The sequence below is a fragment of the Candidatus Photobacterium acropomis genome, from assembly GCF_030685555.1.
Lineage (GTDB): Bacteria > Pseudomonadota > Gammaproteobacteria > Enterobacterales > Vibrionaceae > Photobacterium > Photobacterium lucens.
On sequence record NZ_CP131608.1, the window covers coordinates 598451 to 616385 of the forward strand.

Annotated in this window: 22 protein-coding genes; 4 read left to right on the forward strand and 18 right to left on the reverse strand. The window is 39.6% G+C overall.

The features are described from left to right. Positions 1–186: 186 nt before the first annotated feature. Both Q7657_RS02725 and Q7657_RS02730 read left to right on the forward strand, forming a co-directional pair. On the forward strand, positions 187–789 hold the full coding sequence (locus tag Q7657_RS02725; RefSeq protein ID WP_107166016.1) for a winged helix-turn-helix domain-containing protein: 603 nt from the start codon (positions 187–189) through the stop codon (positions 787–789). Next, positions 755–1162 (forward strand): hypothetical protein, encoded by a 408-nt coding sequence (locus Q7657_RS02730; protein ID WP_107166015.1) that lies wholly within the window; start codon positions 755–757, stop codon positions 1160–1162. The genes Q7657_RS02725 and Q7657_RS02730 overlap by 35 nt, the downstream gene beginning before the upstream one ends. A gap of 433 nt (positions 1163–1595) precedes the next feature. Here the strand turns inward: Q7657_RS02730 and Q7657_RS02735 are convergent, their stop codons facing one another. Further along, entirely contained in the window at positions 1596–1865 is a 270-nt protein-coding gene (locus tag Q7657_RS02735) for a hypothetical protein (protein WP_053988760.1), read from the reverse strand. A 396-nt stretch (positions 1866–2261) separates the two neighbouring features. Here Q7657_RS02735 and Q7657_RS02740 point away from each other — a divergent pair, with 396 nt between their 5' ends. Together Q7657_RS02740 and Q7657_RS02745 are read left to right on the forward strand one after the other, a co-directional pair. Continuing rightward, positions 2262–3014 (forward strand): class I SAM-dependent DNA methyltransferase, encoded by a 753-nt coding sequence (locus Q7657_RS02740; RefSeq protein WP_061012607.1) that lies wholly within the window; start codon positions 2262–2264, stop codon positions 3012–3014. Positions 3015–3193: 179 nt separating this feature from the next. Beyond that, entirely contained in the window at positions 3194–3460 is a 267-nt protein-coding gene (locus Q7657_RS02745; RefSeq protein WP_107166014.1) for a hypothetical protein, read from the forward strand. A 6-nt stretch (positions 3461–3466) separates the two neighbouring features. Here Q7657_RS02745 and Q7657_RS02750 read toward each other — a convergent pair whose 3' ends face one another. The 17 genes from Q7657_RS02750 to fliQ all read right to left on the reverse strand — a co-directional run bounded on the left by Q7657_RS02750 (position 3467) and on the right by fliQ (position 17930). After that, positions 3467–3760, reverse strand: a complete 294-nt coding sequence (locus Q7657_RS02750) for a hypothetical protein (protein ID WP_107166013.1) — start codon at positions 3758–3760, stop codon at positions 3467–3469. 53 nt (positions 3761–3813) lie between these two features. Beyond that, positions 3814–4812, reverse strand: coding sequence for a flagellar motor protein MotB (locus tag Q7657_RS02755; RefSeq protein ID WP_107166012.1), 999 nt, complete (start codon positions 4810–4812; stop codon positions 3814–3816). Continuing rightward, positions 4812–5669, reverse strand: a complete 858-nt coding sequence (motA, locus tag Q7657_RS02760) for a flagellar motor stator protein MotA (RefSeq protein ID WP_045065676.1) — start codon at positions 5667–5669, stop codon at positions 4812–4814. The genes Q7657_RS02755 and motA overlap by 1 nt, the downstream gene beginning before the upstream one ends. A 9-nt stretch (positions 5670–5678) precedes the next feature. After that, positions 5679–6407 carry a FliA/WhiG family RNA polymerase sigma factor gene (locus Q7657_RS02765; protein ID WP_107166011.1) on the reverse strand — a complete coding sequence of 243 codons (729 nt, stop codon included), beginning with the start codon at positions 6405–6407 and terminating at the stop codon, positions 5679–5681. Positions 6408–6417: 10 nt separating this feature from the next. Beyond that, a complete protein-coding gene (locus Q7657_RS02770) occupies positions 6418–6903 on the reverse strand; it encodes a flagellar basal body-associated FliL family protein (RefSeq protein WP_107166010.1) in 486 nt (161 codons plus the stop codon). Between the two features lie 25 nt (positions 6904–6928). Continuing rightward, entirely contained in the window at positions 6929–8023 is a 1095-nt protein-coding gene (locus Q7657_RS02775) for a flagellar hook-length control protein FliK (protein WP_107166009.1), read from the reverse strand. A gap of 3 nt (positions 8024–8026) precedes the next feature. Next, complete coding sequence (locus Q7657_RS02780) at positions 8027–8329, reverse strand: hypothetical protein (protein WP_107166008.1); 303 nt, start codon at positions 8327–8329, stop codon at positions 8027–8029. Beyond that, entirely contained in the window at positions 8316–8711 is a 396-nt protein-coding gene (fliS, locus tag Q7657_RS02785; RefSeq protein ID WP_107166007.1) for a flagellar export chaperone FliS, read from the reverse strand. Before fliS ends, Q7657_RS02780 begins: the two co-directional genes overlap by 14 nt. A 13-nt stretch (positions 8712–8724) precedes the next feature. Further along, positions 8725–10059, reverse strand: a complete 1335-nt coding sequence (fliD, locus tag Q7657_RS02790) for a flagellar filament capping protein FliD (RefSeq protein WP_107166006.1) — start codon at positions 10057–10059, stop codon at positions 8725–8727. Between the two features lie 268 nt (positions 10060–10327). Continuing rightward, entirely contained in the window at positions 10328–11197 is an 870-nt protein-coding gene (lafA, locus tag Q7657_RS02795; RefSeq protein ID WP_107166005.1) for a lateral flagellin LafA, read from the reverse strand. Positions 11198–11483: 286 nt separating this feature from the next. Next, positions 11484–11801 (reverse strand): antibiotic biosynthesis monooxygenase family protein, encoded by a 318-nt coding sequence (locus Q7657_RS02800; protein ID WP_053988772.1) that lies wholly within the window; start codon positions 11799–11801, stop codon positions 11484–11486. Positions 11802–11828: 27 nt separating this feature from the next. Next, a complete protein-coding gene (locus Q7657_RS02805; protein WP_107166004.1) occupies positions 11829–12407 on the reverse strand; it encodes a hypothetical protein in 579 nt (192 codons plus the stop codon). A gap of 364 nt (positions 12408–12771) precedes the next feature. Continuing rightward, positions 12772–13596, reverse strand: a complete 825-nt coding sequence (locus Q7657_RS02810) for an EAL domain-containing protein (RefSeq protein WP_107166003.1) — start codon at positions 13594–13596, stop codon at positions 12772–12774. A 31-nt stretch (positions 13597–13627) separates the two neighbouring features. Then, complete coding sequence (gene flhA, locus Q7657_RS02815) at positions 13628–15721, reverse strand: flagellar biosynthesis protein FlhA (protein ID WP_107166002.1); 2094 nt, start codon at positions 15719–15721, stop codon at positions 13628–13630. 39 nt (positions 15722–15760) lie between these two features. Then, positions 15761–16888, reverse strand: coding sequence for a flagellar biosynthesis protein FlhB (flhB, locus tag Q7657_RS02820; RefSeq protein WP_107166001.1), 1128 nt, complete (start codon positions 16886–16888; stop codon positions 15761–15763). Then, positions 16885–17661: a flagellar biosynthetic protein FliR gene (fliR, locus tag Q7657_RS02825; RefSeq protein ID WP_107166000.1), complete on the reverse strand. Its 777-nt coding sequence runs from the start codon at positions 17659–17661 to the stop codon at positions 16885–16887. Before fliR ends, flhB begins: the two co-directional genes overlap by 4 nt. Continuing rightward, positions 17661–17930, reverse strand: coding sequence for a flagellar biosynthesis protein FliQ (gene fliQ, locus Q7657_RS02830; RefSeq protein WP_107165999.1), 270 nt, complete (start codon positions 17928–17930; stop codon positions 17661–17663). The genes fliR and fliQ overlap by 1 nt, the downstream gene beginning before the upstream one ends. Positions 17931–17935 lie beyond the last annotated feature (5 nt).

Below are 17935 nucleotides of genomic sequence, written 5' to 3' on the forward strand. Positions count from 1 at the left end.
AATTATTGTTATTACGTATAAATTTGCACACAGATTGTTGGTTATTCAACTCTTTTACCTTGTGGGTATTTGGGTTTATTTTAGTTAAAAGGGTTAAATATTAATTAGAGCTGTACAAGTTATTATTTCCATATGGTATGCTATAAAACCATAAATGGGTCTTGCTATATGAGTTAAAAACAAGCAATGAGTAAAGAAACCTTGATCATTCTCGGTGACTATTTATGGGATATTGAAGAACAATCACTTAGTTACATCTCTACTGATCAAAGTATTACATCTGAAGTTAAAAGATTAACAAATAAGCAACAATTATTGCTTTGCCAATTATATGATGCTTATCCACATTGCTTGACAAAAGAACAGCTCATAACGGCAATTTGGAATAGTAATATATCACCAGAGAGTTTGCCTCAGCTTATTAATCGAACACGTAAAACGCTTAATGATAAAGATAAAGATATTATAAAATATCGTTCAAACGTGGGATATTCTTTAACCATTAAGCAGGCTGATTGCTTTCAAATGAAAGAAAGCCAAGTAGTGGCGGATAGCTTTTTTGTATCTTTATTCAAGCGTTTTTGTCTTTTAGGGGTAGCAGTTTTGACTGGTTTTAATATTTATAACTTTTACGATGCTTATACAGATAAAGAAGAATATATAAATTTAAGATTTTATAAACCTTATCCCAGAATTGAAGAAACAGATGAACCTGATGAGCTTATGTTAAAAGTTGGAAGCAATGAATGTATCTATGAAAGAGAAAATAAAACACTTATTTGCCAGTAGGTTTGCGCTGACAATTATGTTCTTTGTCTTTTTAAATACTATTATCATAGTTTTGACTTATCATCAGACATCAACTTGGATAGGGCATACGCGTCTACCTGATCGCACATACACAACGCATTTAGTGCAATATAAAAATGATTTAGATATTTATCTAACGACTTATTATTCAGAGAACAATAAAGTTAACTCTATGCATTATCAATACGTTATCAGTAAGACAACAAAGAATGCTAATGTGTTAAAAAATGAAAATATGGTGATACCTGTAGTTAATCATAGATATTTTGCTATTGATGATGTTTGTACATTAGCTTTTAGGACGCCATCAAAAGTGTCAATAGATAATATATCAATGAGTTGTTTATATTAAAAGAAGTTAAATTACACATAACTTTATTAATTTTCAGATATAATCTATCTTGAAAAATATAAATAACATAACTTTAAATGTTGTTAATTTAAAAATATAATATGCAAAGAAAATGTATGAAATGTGGAAGCTTTGATATATCAAGGCTGAAACGTAATTTAATAGATCGACTTTATTTAAAAAAAATTCTCCGTTGTAATTCTTGTAATCATATAAATAAAGTTACTCGTTATGCATCAAGATAAAAAATTAGTTAGAAAAAAAATTAATACTGAAGCAATGAAAATCATTTTAAAAACAAAGAGGAAAATGCTCAGTACTATTTCGTAATACAATTTCTTTTTATAAATTCAGTTTACTTTTCTCTCTTTTATAAGTTATATTTCTTATAGACGTCCCACTAGCTATATATTATAGTTAGTGGTTTTTTTTATTATCGTTTTAAGAGGTTTTTTATAGAATCAATAATGATATAAAAAGGGTTTGATGCTCTGTTATATTCTTCTAATACGTAAATATAGTTCGACTTATAGTGTTCTACTGCTTCTTCACTTGTTTCTGCATAAATCACATCATCTAGGACTTCAAAACCTTGAGAGAGTAAGGTTTCTTTTTCTTTAAGAAATGTCGATGATGACATATCAAGAAAAGTGAATTGTTTTCTGTCGTTGCTAAGCGTAAAAAACTGAAACTTAATCGCCATCATTATTCCTCTATATTTCACCATGCGTATAAAAATTGAAAAAATAAAGTTTGAGTAATACGTCTTTGGTGCTGCTAATACATTGAAATAATATTTAACTTATTGCGTTGTGATTCAATATGGCTGTAAAAGTATGCTTTTATCCTATGTGAACAATTACTAGGCACACAAGGGATATTCTCTCATTTTTGTTTGTAACCATATGTAAATAAAGCTGATATGATCATCTGCATAGCGTGTTGTTAGAACTGTGATTAAAGGAATGCGCCCAATAAATATTACTTTTACAGTGTTTGGTAAATAAAATTTATCGTAATGATAAAAATCCGTGTTTTTGAACAGGCGTCAATTACTATACTATCCGCGCCAGTTAATAACCCTACACGGTATAAGATATTGGCAACAACCACTTCTACAGCGCTGTATACAGATCTATCTTCTTATTACGATTTAATGTGTGCTGATATTAATTATCAAGCTCAAGCTGAGTGTATTCGTCGACTTCACCAGCTTTTTGGTAATAAAGGTACACGTCATTTAGATTTAGCCTGTGGTACAGGGCCTCATGTTCGTCACTTTATCGATAAAGGCTTTCAAAGCTCTGGTTTAGACATTAATCAGCCAATGTTGGATCTTGCAAAACTTCGCTGCCCAGAAGCGGATTTTGTATTGCAGAACATGTGTGAATTTAAAGTCGATCAGCCGTTAGATTTGATCACATGTTTCCTGTATTCGATTCACTATAGCGATGGCATTGCAAACTTAACACGCTGTATTGAAAGCGCTCATACAGCCCTAAAAGATGACGGTATCTTTTGTTTCAATGCGGTGGAAAAGAATTTAATCAACAATGATTCTTTTGTTCGCCATAGCGTTGAGCACGATAATAGCCGTTTTACCTTTAGCTCAGGTTGGTTTTATCAAGGTGAAGGCGAGAAACAAGCACTCAAGCTAAGTATTGAAAAAGCATGTGATATCACGACAGAAGTTTGGCATGACGAACACCCAATGGTGGCAGTGAGCTTTGCAGAATTACAAGCATTGCTAGAGCCTTACTTTGAAGTGCATATGTTCGAGCATGATTACGATAAACTATTGCCTTGGAACGGTACTTCAGGCAACGCATTATTTGTTTGTGTGAAGAAGTAATCATCATAAAAACACCTAAATAGTGATTTCGTTATTTAGGTGTTTAATATCGAAATTTGCTTAATGCTTGTTGTTTTTCCTTTCTAAGATTGTCATTACCATTCTTCTACGGTACTCATGACATAACAGGTTTATCTTTATAGTAACCTATTGACTATAAATTAAATTTAGATAGTTATATGAAACGTATTGAAAATAAAGTCGGCTTCTTTGTCGCTTGTATCGCATTACTTTATGTTGTTGTTAGCATAGGTTATTCATCCAATGCTGCATGGCTTGAAATGCCGTTAGAAGCTGTAAATGGTATCGCGTTTAGCTTTGGTTATTTCTTTCGTTTACAAGCGGTGTGGGCATATGTGTGCAGTGGTGTCTTTTTTGTTACTTTGTTTGCGGTGAGTTTTTGGATCGGAAAAGTGCTGACACGTTGGATCTGTAAGCACCGCTAGATGCTCTTAAGCAACGAGAAAGAAGAAATAAAGAAAACAGATGAAGGCTAATAGGATTGCCGAAATAATAGGGTAAATAATGTAGCCATCATCTGTTCTATTTGCACGATGAAAACAAAAAACAGCCAGTAAACCATTATATAAAACCAGCAGTAGACTGATCATTGTGCCTGTTTTTAAATCCAGTGATGAGAGTTGGAACAGGAAAAAAGACAGCAAAATGTAGTCGATAATAATCAACCATAAAAAGGTTTTCTGTAGATTATCGGCTTTTCTCTGTTTCAATTCGGAATATGTCATTCGTTACTCATCAACAAATTTGTTTATTGCCTAACACCTTTTTTGGAAACTACTTATAAATGAGAAAGAGGTTGTGGGCTATTTTTTGGTGTTGGTTGAGCGTGGTTAATAAAGTCACTGCGTATAACCGGCTGATTAAACTTTGCCTTGCTACGGGCTTTATCGAGAAGATTGTCAGGATTACCTGTACCAAACAGGGCATCAACAATGTTGGCAGCGGGTGTTGTTAAGATAAATAATTCAATACGTCGGTTTTCACTGGCATTAGGTGATTGTTTATTGAGAAGCGCACGCTCTGCCATCCCTGCCACTTGAAGCACACGGTTACTTGGCATACCGCCAGCAATAAGCGTTTGTCTCGCTACATTTGCGCGAGAAGAGGACAGCTCCCAATTGGTACTACGGCTAAATTTACTTTTAAATTGTGTGGCATCAGTATGACCGCTAATGATCAGTGAATTGCTAATTTGCTTAAAAATAGGGGCGATATTGAGTAATACGTCTTCAAAAAAAGGCGTTAAATTGGCACTGCCTCGATGAAACATATTTTGTTTAAAATCATCTTGTAAAATAATTCTCAGCCCTTGAGGAGTGACATCGACCGAGATATTACCTTGTGCTGAAACTTGCTTAGCTGTCTCCTCTACGACAGAAGCGAGCACTGCAAGTTGCGCTTGAGTTTCAAAGCTACCCGGAATTAATGCGTCTCTTTCTGGTCCATCGCCATTACCATCAAAAAACGATTTTATTGTCATGGCTGCATTGTGAGAGCTTAGATCGGCAGCTTCACCACCGAAATCAATAGGGGATAAGCTGTTGGCGGTATCAAAAGGATTGCCAGCGCCTTCGTCAAAAACGCTGGCACTATTTACATAAGCGACAATGGCTTTGCGCTCTTGTTGATCAACAACTTGCATCAACCAGAGCACCAGAAATAGTGCCATAAGAGCAATCATAAAATCAGCAAAGGCGACTTTCCACGCACCACCATGGTGTTCGTTTGAATGTCGTTTTGCTGCACGTTTAAAGACGATGTGCTCTGTTTTTTGCATTATCCCTCCTGTTCAGTTAGCCACTTCTCCATTTCGTTAAACGTTGGTTTAATGTCTAGCTGAATATGTTTTCTTCCTGCATCAATGGCGAGTAGTGTTGGTTTTTTAGCGACATAGGCGACTAAGGTTGCGCGGATACACTCAAATGCTGACATGTTACGTTTAACACGTTGTGCCATGGCATTACTGGCTGGATCGAGAATGCAATAACAGCCAAAAATCCCGAGAAAAGTCCCAACTAAAGCTGCTGCAACGTGATAACCAATCATGGCTATCGAACCATCAATGGCTTGCATGGTGATAATGATCCCCATTACTGCCGCTAAAATCCCAAAACCGGGTAAGGCTTCTGCGGTGCGCTGCATTGAACGTGATGGCAACAATAAATCTTCTTCGATGGCACTGATTTCTTGTTCGAGTAACCCTTCAAGTTCATAAGGCGACATTTGTCCCATTGCCATTAAACGTAAATTGTCGGTAATAAAGGAAATAACATGATGATCGTGGCTGATCAGTGGATAGCGATTAAAAATAGCGCTGCTTTGTGGTGATTCAATATGGCTGTCTAACGCTTTAAATCCGTTGTTTCGTACCGTGTCGAGCAAGGCTTGGAGGAGTGCCATTAACTCCATGTAGTATTGCTCTTCATGATGATTAGGAGACAATATTTCTCGAAACTGCAAGCGCATTTCTTTTAATACATGAGGGGGATTACCTATGATCAGTGAGCCAATGGTTGCCCCTGCAATAATCAATAACTCTGCTGGTTGCCAAATGGCGCGTAAATTACCGCCAGCCCAAATATAGCCACCGAAAACACAAATAATAATGATAATGGCACCGATAAACTTCTGCATATCAAGCTCCTAAGTCGATAAATAATGATTGAGGGATTTCAGTGCCTGTTTATGCAGCTGACAAATACGAGGTGGAGTGAGGTTAAGCACTAGAGCTATCTCATGAAGATTGAGCTCATGTTGATAAAATAGAGTGAGCAACAACTGTTCACGTTTGGTTAATTGGGTGAGGGCATAGGTAAGCGAACGACGTAAATGTTCATGTTCAATACTTGTGTCAGTAAAGGGTGTCTCTAGTTCTTTGCCTGCTTCAAGTAGTTGATCAAGGCTTTGCATTTCGCTCGCCATACTGGCTTGTAATCGCTGATGGTAATCATTGTTATCAATGCCTAATGCGTGAGTGATTTCCGCTTCTGTAGGCTGACGTCCCAGTTGTTTCATGAGATCACGGGTAGCGTCATTTAATTCATGCGCTTGCTGACGAGTTTGACGTGAGCGCCAATCAAGGCGACGAAGCTCATCTAAAATGGCACCTCGAATACGGCAAACAGCAAAGGCAGGAAATTGGGGATCATCAACATCACCGTAACGACGAGCTGCTTCTAATAAACCAATCAAGCCAATTTGTTGCATGTCTTCATAACTGCAATGAGAGCTAGTGTGATGACGCAACTGATTGACGACGCGTTTAACTAAGTTAAGGTGTTTTTTGATCAGTACGTTCTCATCAACATCATGTTGCTGCGACGCTGGTATTGTACTGGTGTCATAGTGAGTGTTCTGGGTGTTATCTAACATACTCACCTCATTATTGAATGACATATTTAGTAAACAGCACATCATCGATATCACGTGCAATGGTGGTATTGGCAAAAGCATCAGTGAGGGTTTGTTTCACTTCTTGCTGTAATTGCTCAATGGTTTGCTGATTCTGTAATTCTTCGTATTTCTTTTTGCTGAACATCTTGAGTAATGCGTTACGTACTAAAGGCATATAGCTGTCGATTTGTTTAATACGCTCGGGATAGTGGGTTTGTACGGCAAGCTCTAACATCACGAAATGGGTTTGACGCTCGCCTTTGACACTAACAACAATTTTATCGAGAGAATGAAAAGCAGGCTGACGAGTGGCTTCTGGCTCTGATTGAAACAGGGATGCTAGCCATGCATCCATACTTGCAGAGGGCGCATTTTGTTGGCTATACCACAAGGTTGCAGCAAAAGTGATAGCTGCCACAAGGATGCTAAATAGCAGTAGAAATAAGAGATTAAAGAGCGTTTTTTTATTAGCCATCATCCTGATCCTAAATAGAAAAATATTATGCGAGTGTAGAGAGCCAATGTTCATTGGCTGTTGATGCGTCGATGGGGGTAGCTGATGACGCTGCCATCACCCGATGATCATTGTCATCTTGAAGTGTGTGCTCTGTGGTTTGTTGGCGATGAGATTGCTGTTCGCCATGGCTGATATTGACGTTGACGCTCATAAACTGTTGTTGGAGATCATGACGTAAACGTTCAGAGACTTGGCTAAGGGCATCACGTACAGCACTGTTATTAGCACTGATCTGGACGTTTAATTTATCGCCTTCCATTTTGACGATCAGATCAAGCTTACCGAGATCTGGCGGATCTAAGCGAATACGAGCCTCTTGCATATTTTGCGTTGCTTGAAGCGATACCCGATCTTGAAGAATATTGATCATCTTTTCCCCCCATTGCGGTGATTGAGGATCGATACTGATAGGTGCCCAATTTGCACGATTGGCAGTTATATTCACTTGGGATTGGGTATTTGCAGGTAATGTTTGCTCTACTGTTGTGAGGTTTTGTACTACTTGCGAGATAGTGAACTCCCGATTAGAAGCTGGCGTTTTTACCGCAGTTAGTGACGATATTTCTGCTAGAGGCTCACTTGATAGCGCAGTGGTGGTAAGTGGTGCTACTGAGCTTTTTATCGTGTTTGAATCTGTGATAGGCGAGTTATTTATCCCATCAACGATTCGCTGATTGTTCACTAATACTTCTGCTGTATTAGTGATATTTGATTGCTGTGCTTTGGGGTATTGCAGAGCTTCTTGATTTAGCGGCAAAGCCAGTATAGGTGTTGTTTTTAAGTTAGTATCAGTTTGGCTTTGCCATGGGCTTTGTGTTTCTTTTACATCAATGAGCATAGTGAGCTGTTCATCTATTTGATGATTGCCTTGATCGAAAACGACATTGTTCATTGAGCCAAAGGGTAGATCAGGCGATACATTCTCTTGTTGTTGAGTCGTAGGGAGCGTTTGTAAAGTATGCGAGAAATTCCCTTGTGCTTCTGTTTTATCAGAGCTTTTAACTGGCATCCCAGCTTGCTTGATATCAGATGATGAAGCCATATTATCGACTTTGCTTAGCGCATTATTAATTAACATCGATCACTCCATACTGTTGGCTGACTGGTAAGCTTCAAGGCGTTCTTTTTCCTTATCAGCTGTCGCTATTTTTTGTTGAAGTAGTTGTTGTGCTTGCTGCAGTGCGAGATAGGCTTGATGATGCACCGCTTTTAACGCATTTATCTGTGCTTGTTGTGGTGGTGTCATTGGTTTTGATTTAACAGCTAATAACAGTGGGCGCAGTGCATCATCAAGCTGCTGCAAGCGGGACCAATTTTGATCCTCAGCAGCTTGTTGAATTTGTATGGTGAGTTGATTGAACGACACTGGCTTATTTAGCTGCATGTTGTCCGAATCCTTGCCAGCCTTCACGAATGTTATCCATGACTAAAGCAACGTTATTAAGGTGTGCGGTATCATTTTTAACACTACCTTGGTAAAGCTCTAGCTGACAAAATTCATAAAGATCATGTAAATTAGCGGCAACTTCACCGCCAAGTTCTAAATCTAACGCACTGTCTAACCCCATTAAGATATTCATACATTTATTAATGCTGATCCCTTTGGCATCAAGTCGTTTGGCTTCGATATGTCCTTGGGCGCGGATCAGTTCATCTTGAAAGCCATCAATGAGCATCAACACTAATTGATGCGGAGAGGCCGAGGCAGCTTGTGCATCTAAGTCAACTTGTTGGTATGAATTAAAACCTGCATCTTGCATTAACATAGTGGTGCTCCTTTTAACCAAATAAACCTTGGGTTTGCTGCATTTGGGTCATGATTTGATTCATTTGGGTGAATTGTTTGAGATAACGGGTGTAAGCCATGTCGTACTTGCGCTCGAGATTGGCTTGCTTGTCATCGATGCGATCGATGTTGTTACGTAGGGCATCTTTTCGAGAAGAGAACATGCCAGAAGAAAATTGCAGAAAAGGTTTGAGTGAGTCTTCTAATGAATCGAGCAAGTTACCATCGCCGTTAAACATGGATTCAATGGTTGAACCCATGGTTTGTTGGGCGCTTTTAAAGGTATCTGAATCTACTTCTAATTTGCCGTCACGGTTAATACTGATCCCAATTTCAGACAGTCTTTTGCCGTCAAATTGATCCCGTAATAAGTTGTTTAACTGCGACTCTATTGAACGAAGGGTAGGATCATTGGCAAGGGCACCACGTTTGCTGTCTGCTGAGCCTGTTTGGGTGTAGCTATCAAGCGTACTCATCACCTTGTTATAGCTATCAATGAAAGCGTTCACTTGCTCTAATGTGGCATCTTGATCTGCATCGATAGCCATTGAAATGGCAGGATCACCTGAGGTTTGTGCTTTGGTTGCTGTAATATCAATACCATCAATCACATTAGAAAAGGTGTTACTGCTATTTGTGAGTTGTAAGCCTGTGGTTTCAGCACCAAGCCAAATCACTGCGTCTTGTGGTGCACTGATTTCGGTTAAATTAGTAAAAGCATCATCAAACCAAGTTGTGCCAGTGCTTGCATTAACACTTAACGTATTCGCAATACCTGTTTCAGTACTTGATAGCATAAAGTGAGTTTGCCCACTGGTACGTACTAGGGTGGCATTCACACCGGGATTATCGGGATGGTTATTAATCGCTGTAGTGAGCTCAGCCATGGTGGACTGCCCGTCACCATCGCTATCAATGGTTGAAAGATCGAGATCAAGGGTTTGACCTGCAACAGTCAGTGATAGCGTGCCTGTATTTGGAACTGACGTTGTTGAATCTAAATTCGATGGCATATCAGTTTTAACTTGATGCGCACTTGCTACTTGTTCAACAAAGATTTGATAGCTGCCATTTAACGCCTGAGCATTGGCATTAACACTAAAGTGGCTATCGTTACTTAATGTTGCTTTATTCTGAATAATGCTGGTGGTTGAACTGTTAATCTCTTGAATGGTTGAGCGAAAATCACGTAGGGCAGATTCCACCTTACCAAGCGCTGTTAATTGGCTTTGGTATTTATCAGCTTGTAATTGATAGCGCTGCTGAAATGGCTGTACATCAAAAGTGGCGAGTTGGGTTGCCATTTGAATGGGATCTAATGAATTCATGATTGCTCCTTAAGTGACTATTTATATTGGCAAGAGCTATGCCACAATGAGGTTAATTAAAATCAAATAAAAACAAGTGCTTACCTGTGTTTCTGGTAATGGCGGAAAGGGGACTTCCGTTTGCGTTTTCCTGCTCTGATTCCCATGTTCCGTTTACTTACTTTTTTCGTGATTACTGCGTTTGTTAACTGTTCTTTCGCTCAATGTGCCAGTTATAAAAAAGCCTCCACGAAGGAGGCTGCGTAAATAAAAGGGAGTATGTTTTTCGTTAACGCAAGAGTGACATTGCCATGCCAGGTAATTGGTTAGTTTGGGAAAGTACCGTTGTACCCGCTTGCATTAGCATTTGGTTTTTGGTCATGCTTGAAGATTCCACTGCAAAGTCAGCATCAACAATACGACCTTTGGCTGCAGAGACGTTTTCAACCATATTGCCAAGGTTAGTGATGGTATGGTCAAGGCGGTTAATGTTGGCACCAAGGGCTGAACGTGCGTCACCTATTAGTTTGAGTAATCCAGCATCACCGTTAGCACCTGTTAGGGTAGTTAGCGCTGTTTGCGCTCCTCCAGCTGCTGTTAAATTACCAAGAGCAAAAGCACCAGCTGCGCCAATTGCTCCATTTATGGCCTGTACTTCAGTTGACACATCAACTGCAAGCTGATCACCTGATTGAGTACCAATTTGGAAATTAACTGCACCAGCACCAAATGAGCCAGCATCAGTCAAAATGTCTTGTCCACCAAAACTGGTTGAACTCATTATATTAACAAGCTCTTCATTCAGCTGATTGAATTCTTGATTAAGAGCAACTTTGTCGCTTGCTGAAGCGGTACCATTCGATGCCTGTGTCGCAAGGTCATTCATGCGGTAAACGATGTTAGTCATTTCATCCATCGCACCTTCAGCGGTTTGCATCATTGAAATACCGTCTTGTGAATTACGCATAGCTACTGACATGCCACGAGTTTGCGCATCAAGACGAGTTGCGATTTGAAGACCTGCAGCATCATCTGCGGCTGAATTTACACGGAAACCAGTACTTAAACGCTCCATTGCCGTATTTAACAAATTGCTCGTATTGTTCAGTGTGTTCTGTGTAACCAGTGATGCGTAATTAGTGTGCATAGATAGAGCCATGATAGTTCTCCTTGTAATCAATCTATCGAGGTATTTCCTGCTCACTGTATCTATGCGGACAGTTAGAAAAGATCATTAATTATTATTTTTGATATTTTTAAAATAAGGAAAGAATTGGGATGAAATTTGATATTGAGCCAAATTTAACGAGGCTTTCTTACTTAATAACCGATTAGGTAAGAAAACCTTATTAAATCTTTAATGCGTTTAAATACATATATTATGCGTAGGTGGACATGAGCTAGCTAATTGTTGGACAGAATCAGTTTAGATTATAAATACCTTGTTATATGCCATAGTCACGTTCTACTTTTGAAATACGAACCTTAAATGACTCGTACCATAACTTACGACCGGTTTTTTGAGCCTCTCGATGCTCAGTATTAGCTTTCCAGTTTTTAATAGACTCCAAATCAGCCCAGTAAGAAACTGTAATACCTACATCTTCTCTTGCTGATTCTGCACCTAAATACCCTGGTTGCTGTTCAGCAAGCTCAATCATCCTATTTGCAGCTTCTCCATATCCATTATCGCCTGCAGTACGCACTGAAGTAAAAATAACAGCATAATAAGGTGGCTTTGGGGTATTAGCTAAAAGAGTCATCAAAAATCCTGGGCATATAACGTTGATTTATTTGTTATGAATTGTTTTACGAATTACGTGAACTTGTAAAAATATGAACAATAACAAAGATATAGGAAGTAAAATGAAACCGAAGAAGCGGTTGAAACGCTGCAATTCTAAATAATCATTTTTACTGCGATAGGTAAAAATCACTTCATTATTTATGGAGATTTTCGCAACCATATTTGATAGTACTCCGTACCCCCAATAGGGGCATTGAGTAATTGTTATCTTTTCACCATTCCAATGCCTTCTATCGGGATCACTACCGACCCAGTAACCCAAACCGCCTTCAGGTTTAATGCTTTTGGTTTTTTCTCCTTCAAGTACCTTAAATGTGGTTCTTGATTTACTCCGTCTAACCTCAACTAAGCTGAACTGATTGCTGTAGCAATCATCTATTTTTATGTATGAAGAAAATAATAAATGAGGGTCTGAAATACCTGATGCTGACACAGTAATTGATAGTATTAGTATTAGACTTGAAATTGTCCAAGATAGAGTTTTTTTCTCTTTGGGAACCTTGTGCAGTAAAACTCCAATTACTCCCCCAAGCACAAGAGATACAATTATCATTACCATCATAATATACTCACGACCAATTCATAACAGTGTATTAATAAGCATTCTTACTTTCGTGCAAAAATATACTCATAAAATGTCTTTATGATACTCGATATAAGCTTTATATATTATGACGTTGGTAGCAATTTTTTACATCTAACGCTTTGTGAGAGAATGTATAAAGTAAGAAATGTATTTAATCTGTCTTATTAAAAACGGAACTTAAGCGATAAAATCATCATTATTCAATTTATATCAGTAAAGAAACAGCGTGCCATATAAGAACAGAACTTTCTTTCAGTTCATCCACACAAGCTTAGGTATTAACTGTTAAAGTCAACGTTACACGTTTAGGTGCAGGGAACATATAAATCCTACTTGGTATTTAAGAGTTATTTGCCACTTGTTTTCTCATTGAAACCGAGACTGGAATATCGCTGATGTAACCGAAGTAATACTGCGCACCAAGTAGACGATATTGATTGAGTTCGTGTTGGCTTCCCACTCGACCTGCAATAAATAATGTGTTGTTTTTACGAATAAAGCGTATCACAGGAATTAATCCTGAGCGTTTATGATCATCATTAAGGATATGCGACGTTTTAATGGCATCCGGCTTGATGGTTTTAATTGTCTCTAAATATCGAGTCGGGGGAATAATATCTACCCACAGTTGTACGGCTTTCTTTTTAAGTGACTCTAAATTTGCATTTAATGTCATTTCGTTATGGCATTTATTGTTTTCCGTATCATGAAGTTGAACACAGGGAATAATGTATTTCATAGCGGTAGAGTGATGCTGATAAACCTGATTAATAAAGCCTTGTCCTATAGGCCAAGAGAGGGTTTCCGAATTTATCGGCACTACTAAAGGATTAATCACGTCTTTGTGAAATGTGCAGAGTTGAAACTCAATGTGACGAATCGCTAAATATAAACTGTAGAGATCAAACAGAAACTGCACAGGTTTAGAAACATCAAATTGATAAACACTTTGTTCGCTATTACTACCAAAACGCAAGGTTAGGTGCTGATAAGTTACTTGATTCGATATGGTTTCACGAATGGCTTGGCATACATGGCGTAAATCGTTTTGCTCAAAGGCGTCAAGCAAGATGGCATCGTCATTGTTACGGGTGAGTGATGGAATAATACTTTGAATATAGCGGTAAAGATCGTCCACGCTAGTTAATGTTTGTTGAGCTGTCATAGTTCATCCTTGTGCAATTGTGGTGAATGGTTCAGCCTAAGTTACCAATAATGTTGATGTTCTTATTTTCAGGAACTTCGTTGTAAGACAACACCGCTAAGCCTTGGGCAAAAGTGCGGGCATAACGAGACAGTAACGGTCTTAATTGCGGCATCACTAATAAAACAGGGGCTGCTCCTTGCTGTTTTAACTGTTGTTTTGCCAGCGGCATATTTTGTTGAAATTGGCTTAAAATATTAGGTTCAATAGGGAAGCTATCAAGTATGACATTGCCACTGGCTTGCGCTTGTTGAAGCGAGGTTAATAAGATCTGTTCAAGTTCATCGGATAGGGCATACACATTAAGATCTTTCTTATCGCCATTGATTAAATTTACCAGTGTGCGGCGTAAGCTACAGCGTACATCAGCAGCAATTAAGATCGGATCTTTGGTATTTTCAGAGGCTTCCAACATGGTATTGGCAATGGTACGAATATCTTTTAGCGGCACTTGGTCTATTAGCAATTGGCGATACACTTTGAGTTGCTGAGCAGGTGTTAATGCTGCACTTAAACTTTCCGCTAATTTCGGTGCTTGTTGCGCCAAACGTTGGTTAATAAAATCCACATCATCATGGGTAAACAAATCCGCTAAATGGACTTTCATTACCTTGCTTAAGTGAGTCGCAATCACGGTGGCATCATCAACAACTTGATAGCCCATATTCAGTGCTTTTGCTTTGTTGTTATTCTCAATCCATACCGCAGGCAATTGATAGGCTGGATCGTGACCAAGGATGCCATCTATTTCGCCATAAGTATCACCCACGGCAATAGCCATTAAACGTTCAGGTTCAATGCTGCCTTGCTCAATGATTTCACCATGGACCGCAATGGTATAGTGATTCGGTTTTAAACTCAGGTTGTCGCGAATATTAACTTCAGGCAGTAAATAACCCACTTGCTCTGATAAATTTTTACGTACACCTCGTATCCGTTGGGTCAGTGGTGCGCCTTGTTCTTTATTCACCAAATGTACTAAACGAAAGCCAAGTGATAACGACATACTTTGAACATGAGGAATATCATCCCATGTTAAAGGTGTCTCGTGGTCTAGTTGCATCGCTTGAGAAACGGCTTCAACTTCATCGAGCTGCTGGTGGTGATGGGGCTTTTTATATTGTCGCCAGCCCGCAAAGGCTAATACGGCGGCAAAGCTGAAAAATGCAAGATGCGGCATACCCGGCACCATGCCGATGATTGCCATGACGGAGGCAACAGTAAATAAAGTGGCTGGCGAGGCAAGCAGCTGATTCTGCATGGCTTGCGTCATGTCATCATCACTGTCGTTAATGCGAGTGACAATAATAGCGGCAGAAGTTGCTAATAGTAGTGAAGGAATTTGAGCGACAAGACCATCACCAATGGTCAGTAAGGCGTAAGTTTTAAAAGCATCAGAAGCGCTGAGTCCGTACTCAAAAACACCGATACTGATACCACCGATGATATTGATAAACAGGATCAACAAACCTGCAATGGCATCACCACGAACAAACTTAGATGCACCATCCATTGAACCGTAAAAATCCGCTTCATTGGCAACATCACGACGGCGTTGTTTAGCTTGGTTTTGGTCAATGATGCCAGCGTTTAAATCCGCATCTATCGCCATTTGTTTACCGGGCAGGGCATCAAGGGTAAAACGAGCTGCTACCTCTGAAATACGTTCGCCACCTTTGGTGATCACCACAAAGTTGATGATCATTAAAATCACGAAGATAACCATACCTACTACATAGTTACCACCGATCACCACTTCACCGAATGCTTGGATCACTTTACCTGCAGCATCGCCACCATTATGACCTTCCAATAACACAATACGTGTTGAAGCCACATTCAATGTCAGGCGCATCAATGTCGCTACCAGCAAAATGGTAGGGAAAACGGAAAAATCTAATGGTCGTTTTGCCGTTGTGCTGACTAGCAAGACTAAGATGGCTAACACAATATTAAAGGTGAATAAGGCATCGAGCAGCATTGGCGGTAGGGGCAAAATCACCATTGCCAAGATCATCAGTAAGGCGATAGGAATACCGATATAACCTTTACTCGACTGTTTGAGTGTTGTGAGCCAATTTAACATGTGAAGTCCTTCATCCAATCAGGTGACAATGCGCTGGGATTAATACTGTAAATGTTTCGGAATAACAAAATTAGGTAACTGTTGTGGTTGATTGCCTTGCCCTTGTCGAAAGGCTTTGAGCTGTAAGACATAAGTTAAAATATGTGCCACGGCGACATAGAGCTGGCTTGGGATCGCTTGTTCTATCTGGGTGCTGTGATAAATCGCACGAGTTAATGGTGGTGAACGTAAGATCTCTACATCGTGTTGTTTGGCGATGGTTTGAATATGCATTGCCGCTTCGTCTATGCCTTTTGCTACCACAAAGGGCGCTTCAGACAGTGCCGTGTCATATTTAATCGCAACGGCATAATGGGTTGGGTTGACGATCACCACATCAGCCTGAGGTACTGCTTTATCAATTTTTCTACGGGCGTACTGCTGTTGAATTTGGCGAACACGCTGCTTGATCTCAGGGTTACCTTCGTTGGTTTTAAATTCCTCTTTCAATTCCTGCTTAGTCATTTTTAGCTCTTTAGCGTGTTCCCATTTTTGGTAAGGAATATCAATGAGACCGAAGATAAAAAGAGCAATTCCCATGAGTAAAATGCCATGAAAGAGAATGGTGAGAATTAACGATACGCCTTGTTTCAGCGGCAAGTTTTGCATCCCTAATAAGCGGCTTAAATTGACATCAAGGTAGAGATATAACAGCAGGAAAATCACGCAGACTTTGAGTGTCGATTTTAAAAGTTCAACTAAGGATCGGGTTGAGAACATGCGCTTTATCCCTGCAATGGGATCTATTTTTGAGAGTTTTGGTAGTACACCCGCAGGATAGAAAAGCCAGCCGCCAAGCAATAAGCTGCTGGCAATAGCTGTTATGAATATTAAACCAAATAATGGCAGTAACAGTTGGATGATGATCCCTAGACTTGATCCTAATGCTTCTATAGCAAGCCAAGGAGAGCGCAAATCATCATGAGAGATTGTCATATTGAGCTGAAAGACGCCATTTAACGCCTGCCAAATCACATCAATTTGAAAATAAAAGAAAACGATAACTGCAATAAAAATGGTTGCGGCAGTGAAGTCCTTTGTACGTGGGATCTGACCTTGTTCACGAGCTTTACGGATCTTCTGTGGGGTGGCTTTTTCGGTTTTATCTTGTGCTGATGACTGACTCATGCGCCCCCCGAAATATACAGTTGGAGCTGATCTAAGCTGTAATGGACTAACTCAGCGTAACGCGTAGGCACACCACTCACTGAAATTAAAACGCTAAACAGCCCTAACAACATGGTCATAGGAAAGCCTAATGCGTAAACGTTTAAACTAGGTGCGGCGCGGTTCATCACCCCGAAACTGATATTCGCCAAAAGCATGGACACAATTGCAGGTAGCGCAATAGCAAGGGCAGAGCTGAACATCCAACCAAAAAGTGTGAGTATTTGTTTTACCGAGGAAAGCGCTAAGCCACTGCCAACAGGCCAAGAAGTAAAGCTTTGCACCAGAATATCAATCACTAATAAATGCCCATCAAGGGCAAGGAATAGCAGGGTCGAGAAGAGTAAAAACATGCGTCCAAGAATGGCAATAGAAACCCCATTTACTGGATCATTCATTATTGCCATTCCTAGCCCCATTTGCAGCGAAATGATTTGCCCAAGTAAGGTCATGATGGAAAATAAAAAGTGCAAGATTAATCCAAATAAAATCCCCCAGATCGCTTGTTCAAATGCCAGTGTTAATGCATTAAACGAGAGTAAATCCGTGGTTGGCATCGCAGGCATAAGAGGTGCGGCAATAAAACTGATAGCAAGTGCTAGCAACGCACGAACCCAAATAGGAATTAATGCATCACCAAAAAATGGCATGGCTAACATGGCTGCCCCAATTCGAAAAAATGGCCACCAAAACTGAGCGAGAAGGGCATTGAGCTCTGCAAACGAGATAGCCATTAGCCAATCATTCCCGGAATGTTATGAAATAAGTGATCAAATAATTCCATGAGGCGTCTTAACATCCAATGTCCGGCAAAAATAACCATGAGTAAGGTCATGATCAAACGAGGTAAAAAACTAAGTGTTTGCTCGTTGATTTGGGTGGCAGCTTGAAAAACCGCAATCACTAATCCGACTAATAACCCCGGCACAACTAACACCATCACCATGTTAATGATGATCCAAACAGCATTAGAAAATAGGTTTACCGCAAGTTCTGGCGTCATTGCAT

Bases quoted from the DNA above. Each gene is read 5' to 3' on its own strand.
- Q7657_RS02810 (WP_107166003.1), bottom strand. From the start codon at position 13,596: ATGACAGCTCAACAAACATTAACTAGCGTGGACGATCTTTACCGCTAT.
- Q7657_RS02745 (WP_107166014.1), top strand. From the start codon at position 3,194: ATGAAACGTATTGAAAATAAAGTCGGCTTCTTTGTCGCTTGTATCGCA.
- Q7657_RS02765 (WP_107166011.1), bottom strand. From the start codon at position 6,407: ATGTTAGATAACACCCAGAACACTCACTATGACACCAGTACAATACCA.
- lafA (WP_107166005.1), bottom strand. From the start codon at position 11,197: ATGGCTCTATCTATGCACACTAATTACGCATCACTGGTTACACAGAAC.
- Q7657_RS02750 (WP_107166013.1), bottom strand. From the start codon at position 3,760: ATGACATATTCCGAATTGAAACAGAGAAAAGCCGATAATCTACAGAAA.
- motA (WP_045065676.1), bottom strand. From the start codon at position 5,669: ATGCAGAAGTTTATCGGTGCCATTATCATTATTATTTGTGTTTTCGGT.
- Q7657_RS02770 (WP_107166010.1), bottom strand. From the start codon at position 6,903: ATGGCTAATAAAAAAACGCTCTTTAATCTCTTATTTCTACTGCTATTT.
- flhA (WP_107166002.1), bottom strand. From the start codon at position 15,721: ATGTTAAATTGGCTCACAACACTCAAACAGTCGAGTAAAGGTTATATC.
- Q7657_RS02780 (WP_107166008.1), bottom strand. From the start codon at position 8,329: ATGCAGCTAAATAAGCCAGTGTCGTTCAATCAACTCACCATACAAATT.
- flhB (WP_107166001.1), bottom strand. From the start codon at position 16,888: ATGAGTCAGTCATCAGCACAAGATAAAACCGAAAAAGCCACCCCACAG.
- Q7657_RS02805 (WP_107166004.1), bottom strand. From the start codon at position 12,407: ATGATGGTAATGATAATTGTATCTCTTGTGCTTGGGGGAGTAATTGGA.
- Q7657_RS02775 (WP_107166009.1), bottom strand. From the start codon at position 8,023: ATGTTAATTAATAATGCGCTAAGCAAAGTCGATAATATGGCTTCATCA.
- Q7657_RS02730 (WP_107166015.1), top strand. From the start codon at position 755: ATGAAAGAGAAAATAAAACACTTATTTGCCAGTAGGTTTGCGCTGACA.
- Q7657_RS02800 (WP_053988772.1), bottom strand. From the start codon at position 11,801: ATGACTCTTTTAGCTAATACCCCAAAGCCACCTTATTATGCTGTTATT.
- fliQ (WP_107165999.1), bottom strand. From the start codon at position 17,930: ATGACGCCAGAACTTGCGGTAAACCTATTTTCTAATGCTGTTTGGATC.
- Q7657_RS02725 (WP_107166016.1), top strand. From the start codon at position 187: ATGAGTAAAGAAACCTTGATCATTCTCGGTGACTATTTATGGGATATT.
- fliS (WP_107166007.1), bottom strand. From the start codon at position 8,711: ATGTTAATGCAAGATGCAGGTTTTAATTCATACCAACAAGTTGACTTA.
- Q7657_RS02735 (WP_053988760.1), bottom strand. From the start codon at position 1,865: ATGGCGATTAAGTTTCAGTTTTTTACGCTTAGCAACGACAGAAAACAA.
- fliD (WP_107166006.1), bottom strand. From the start codon at position 10,059: ATGAATTCATTAGATCCCATTCAAATGGCAACCCAACTCGCCACTTTT.
- fliR (WP_107166000.1), bottom strand. From the start codon at position 17,661: ATGGCTATCTCGTTTGCAGAGCTCAATGCCCTTCTCGCTCAGTTTTGG.
- Q7657_RS02755 (WP_107166012.1), bottom strand. From the start codon at position 4,812: ATGCAAAAAACAGAGCACATCGTCTTTAAACGTGCAGCAAAACGACAT.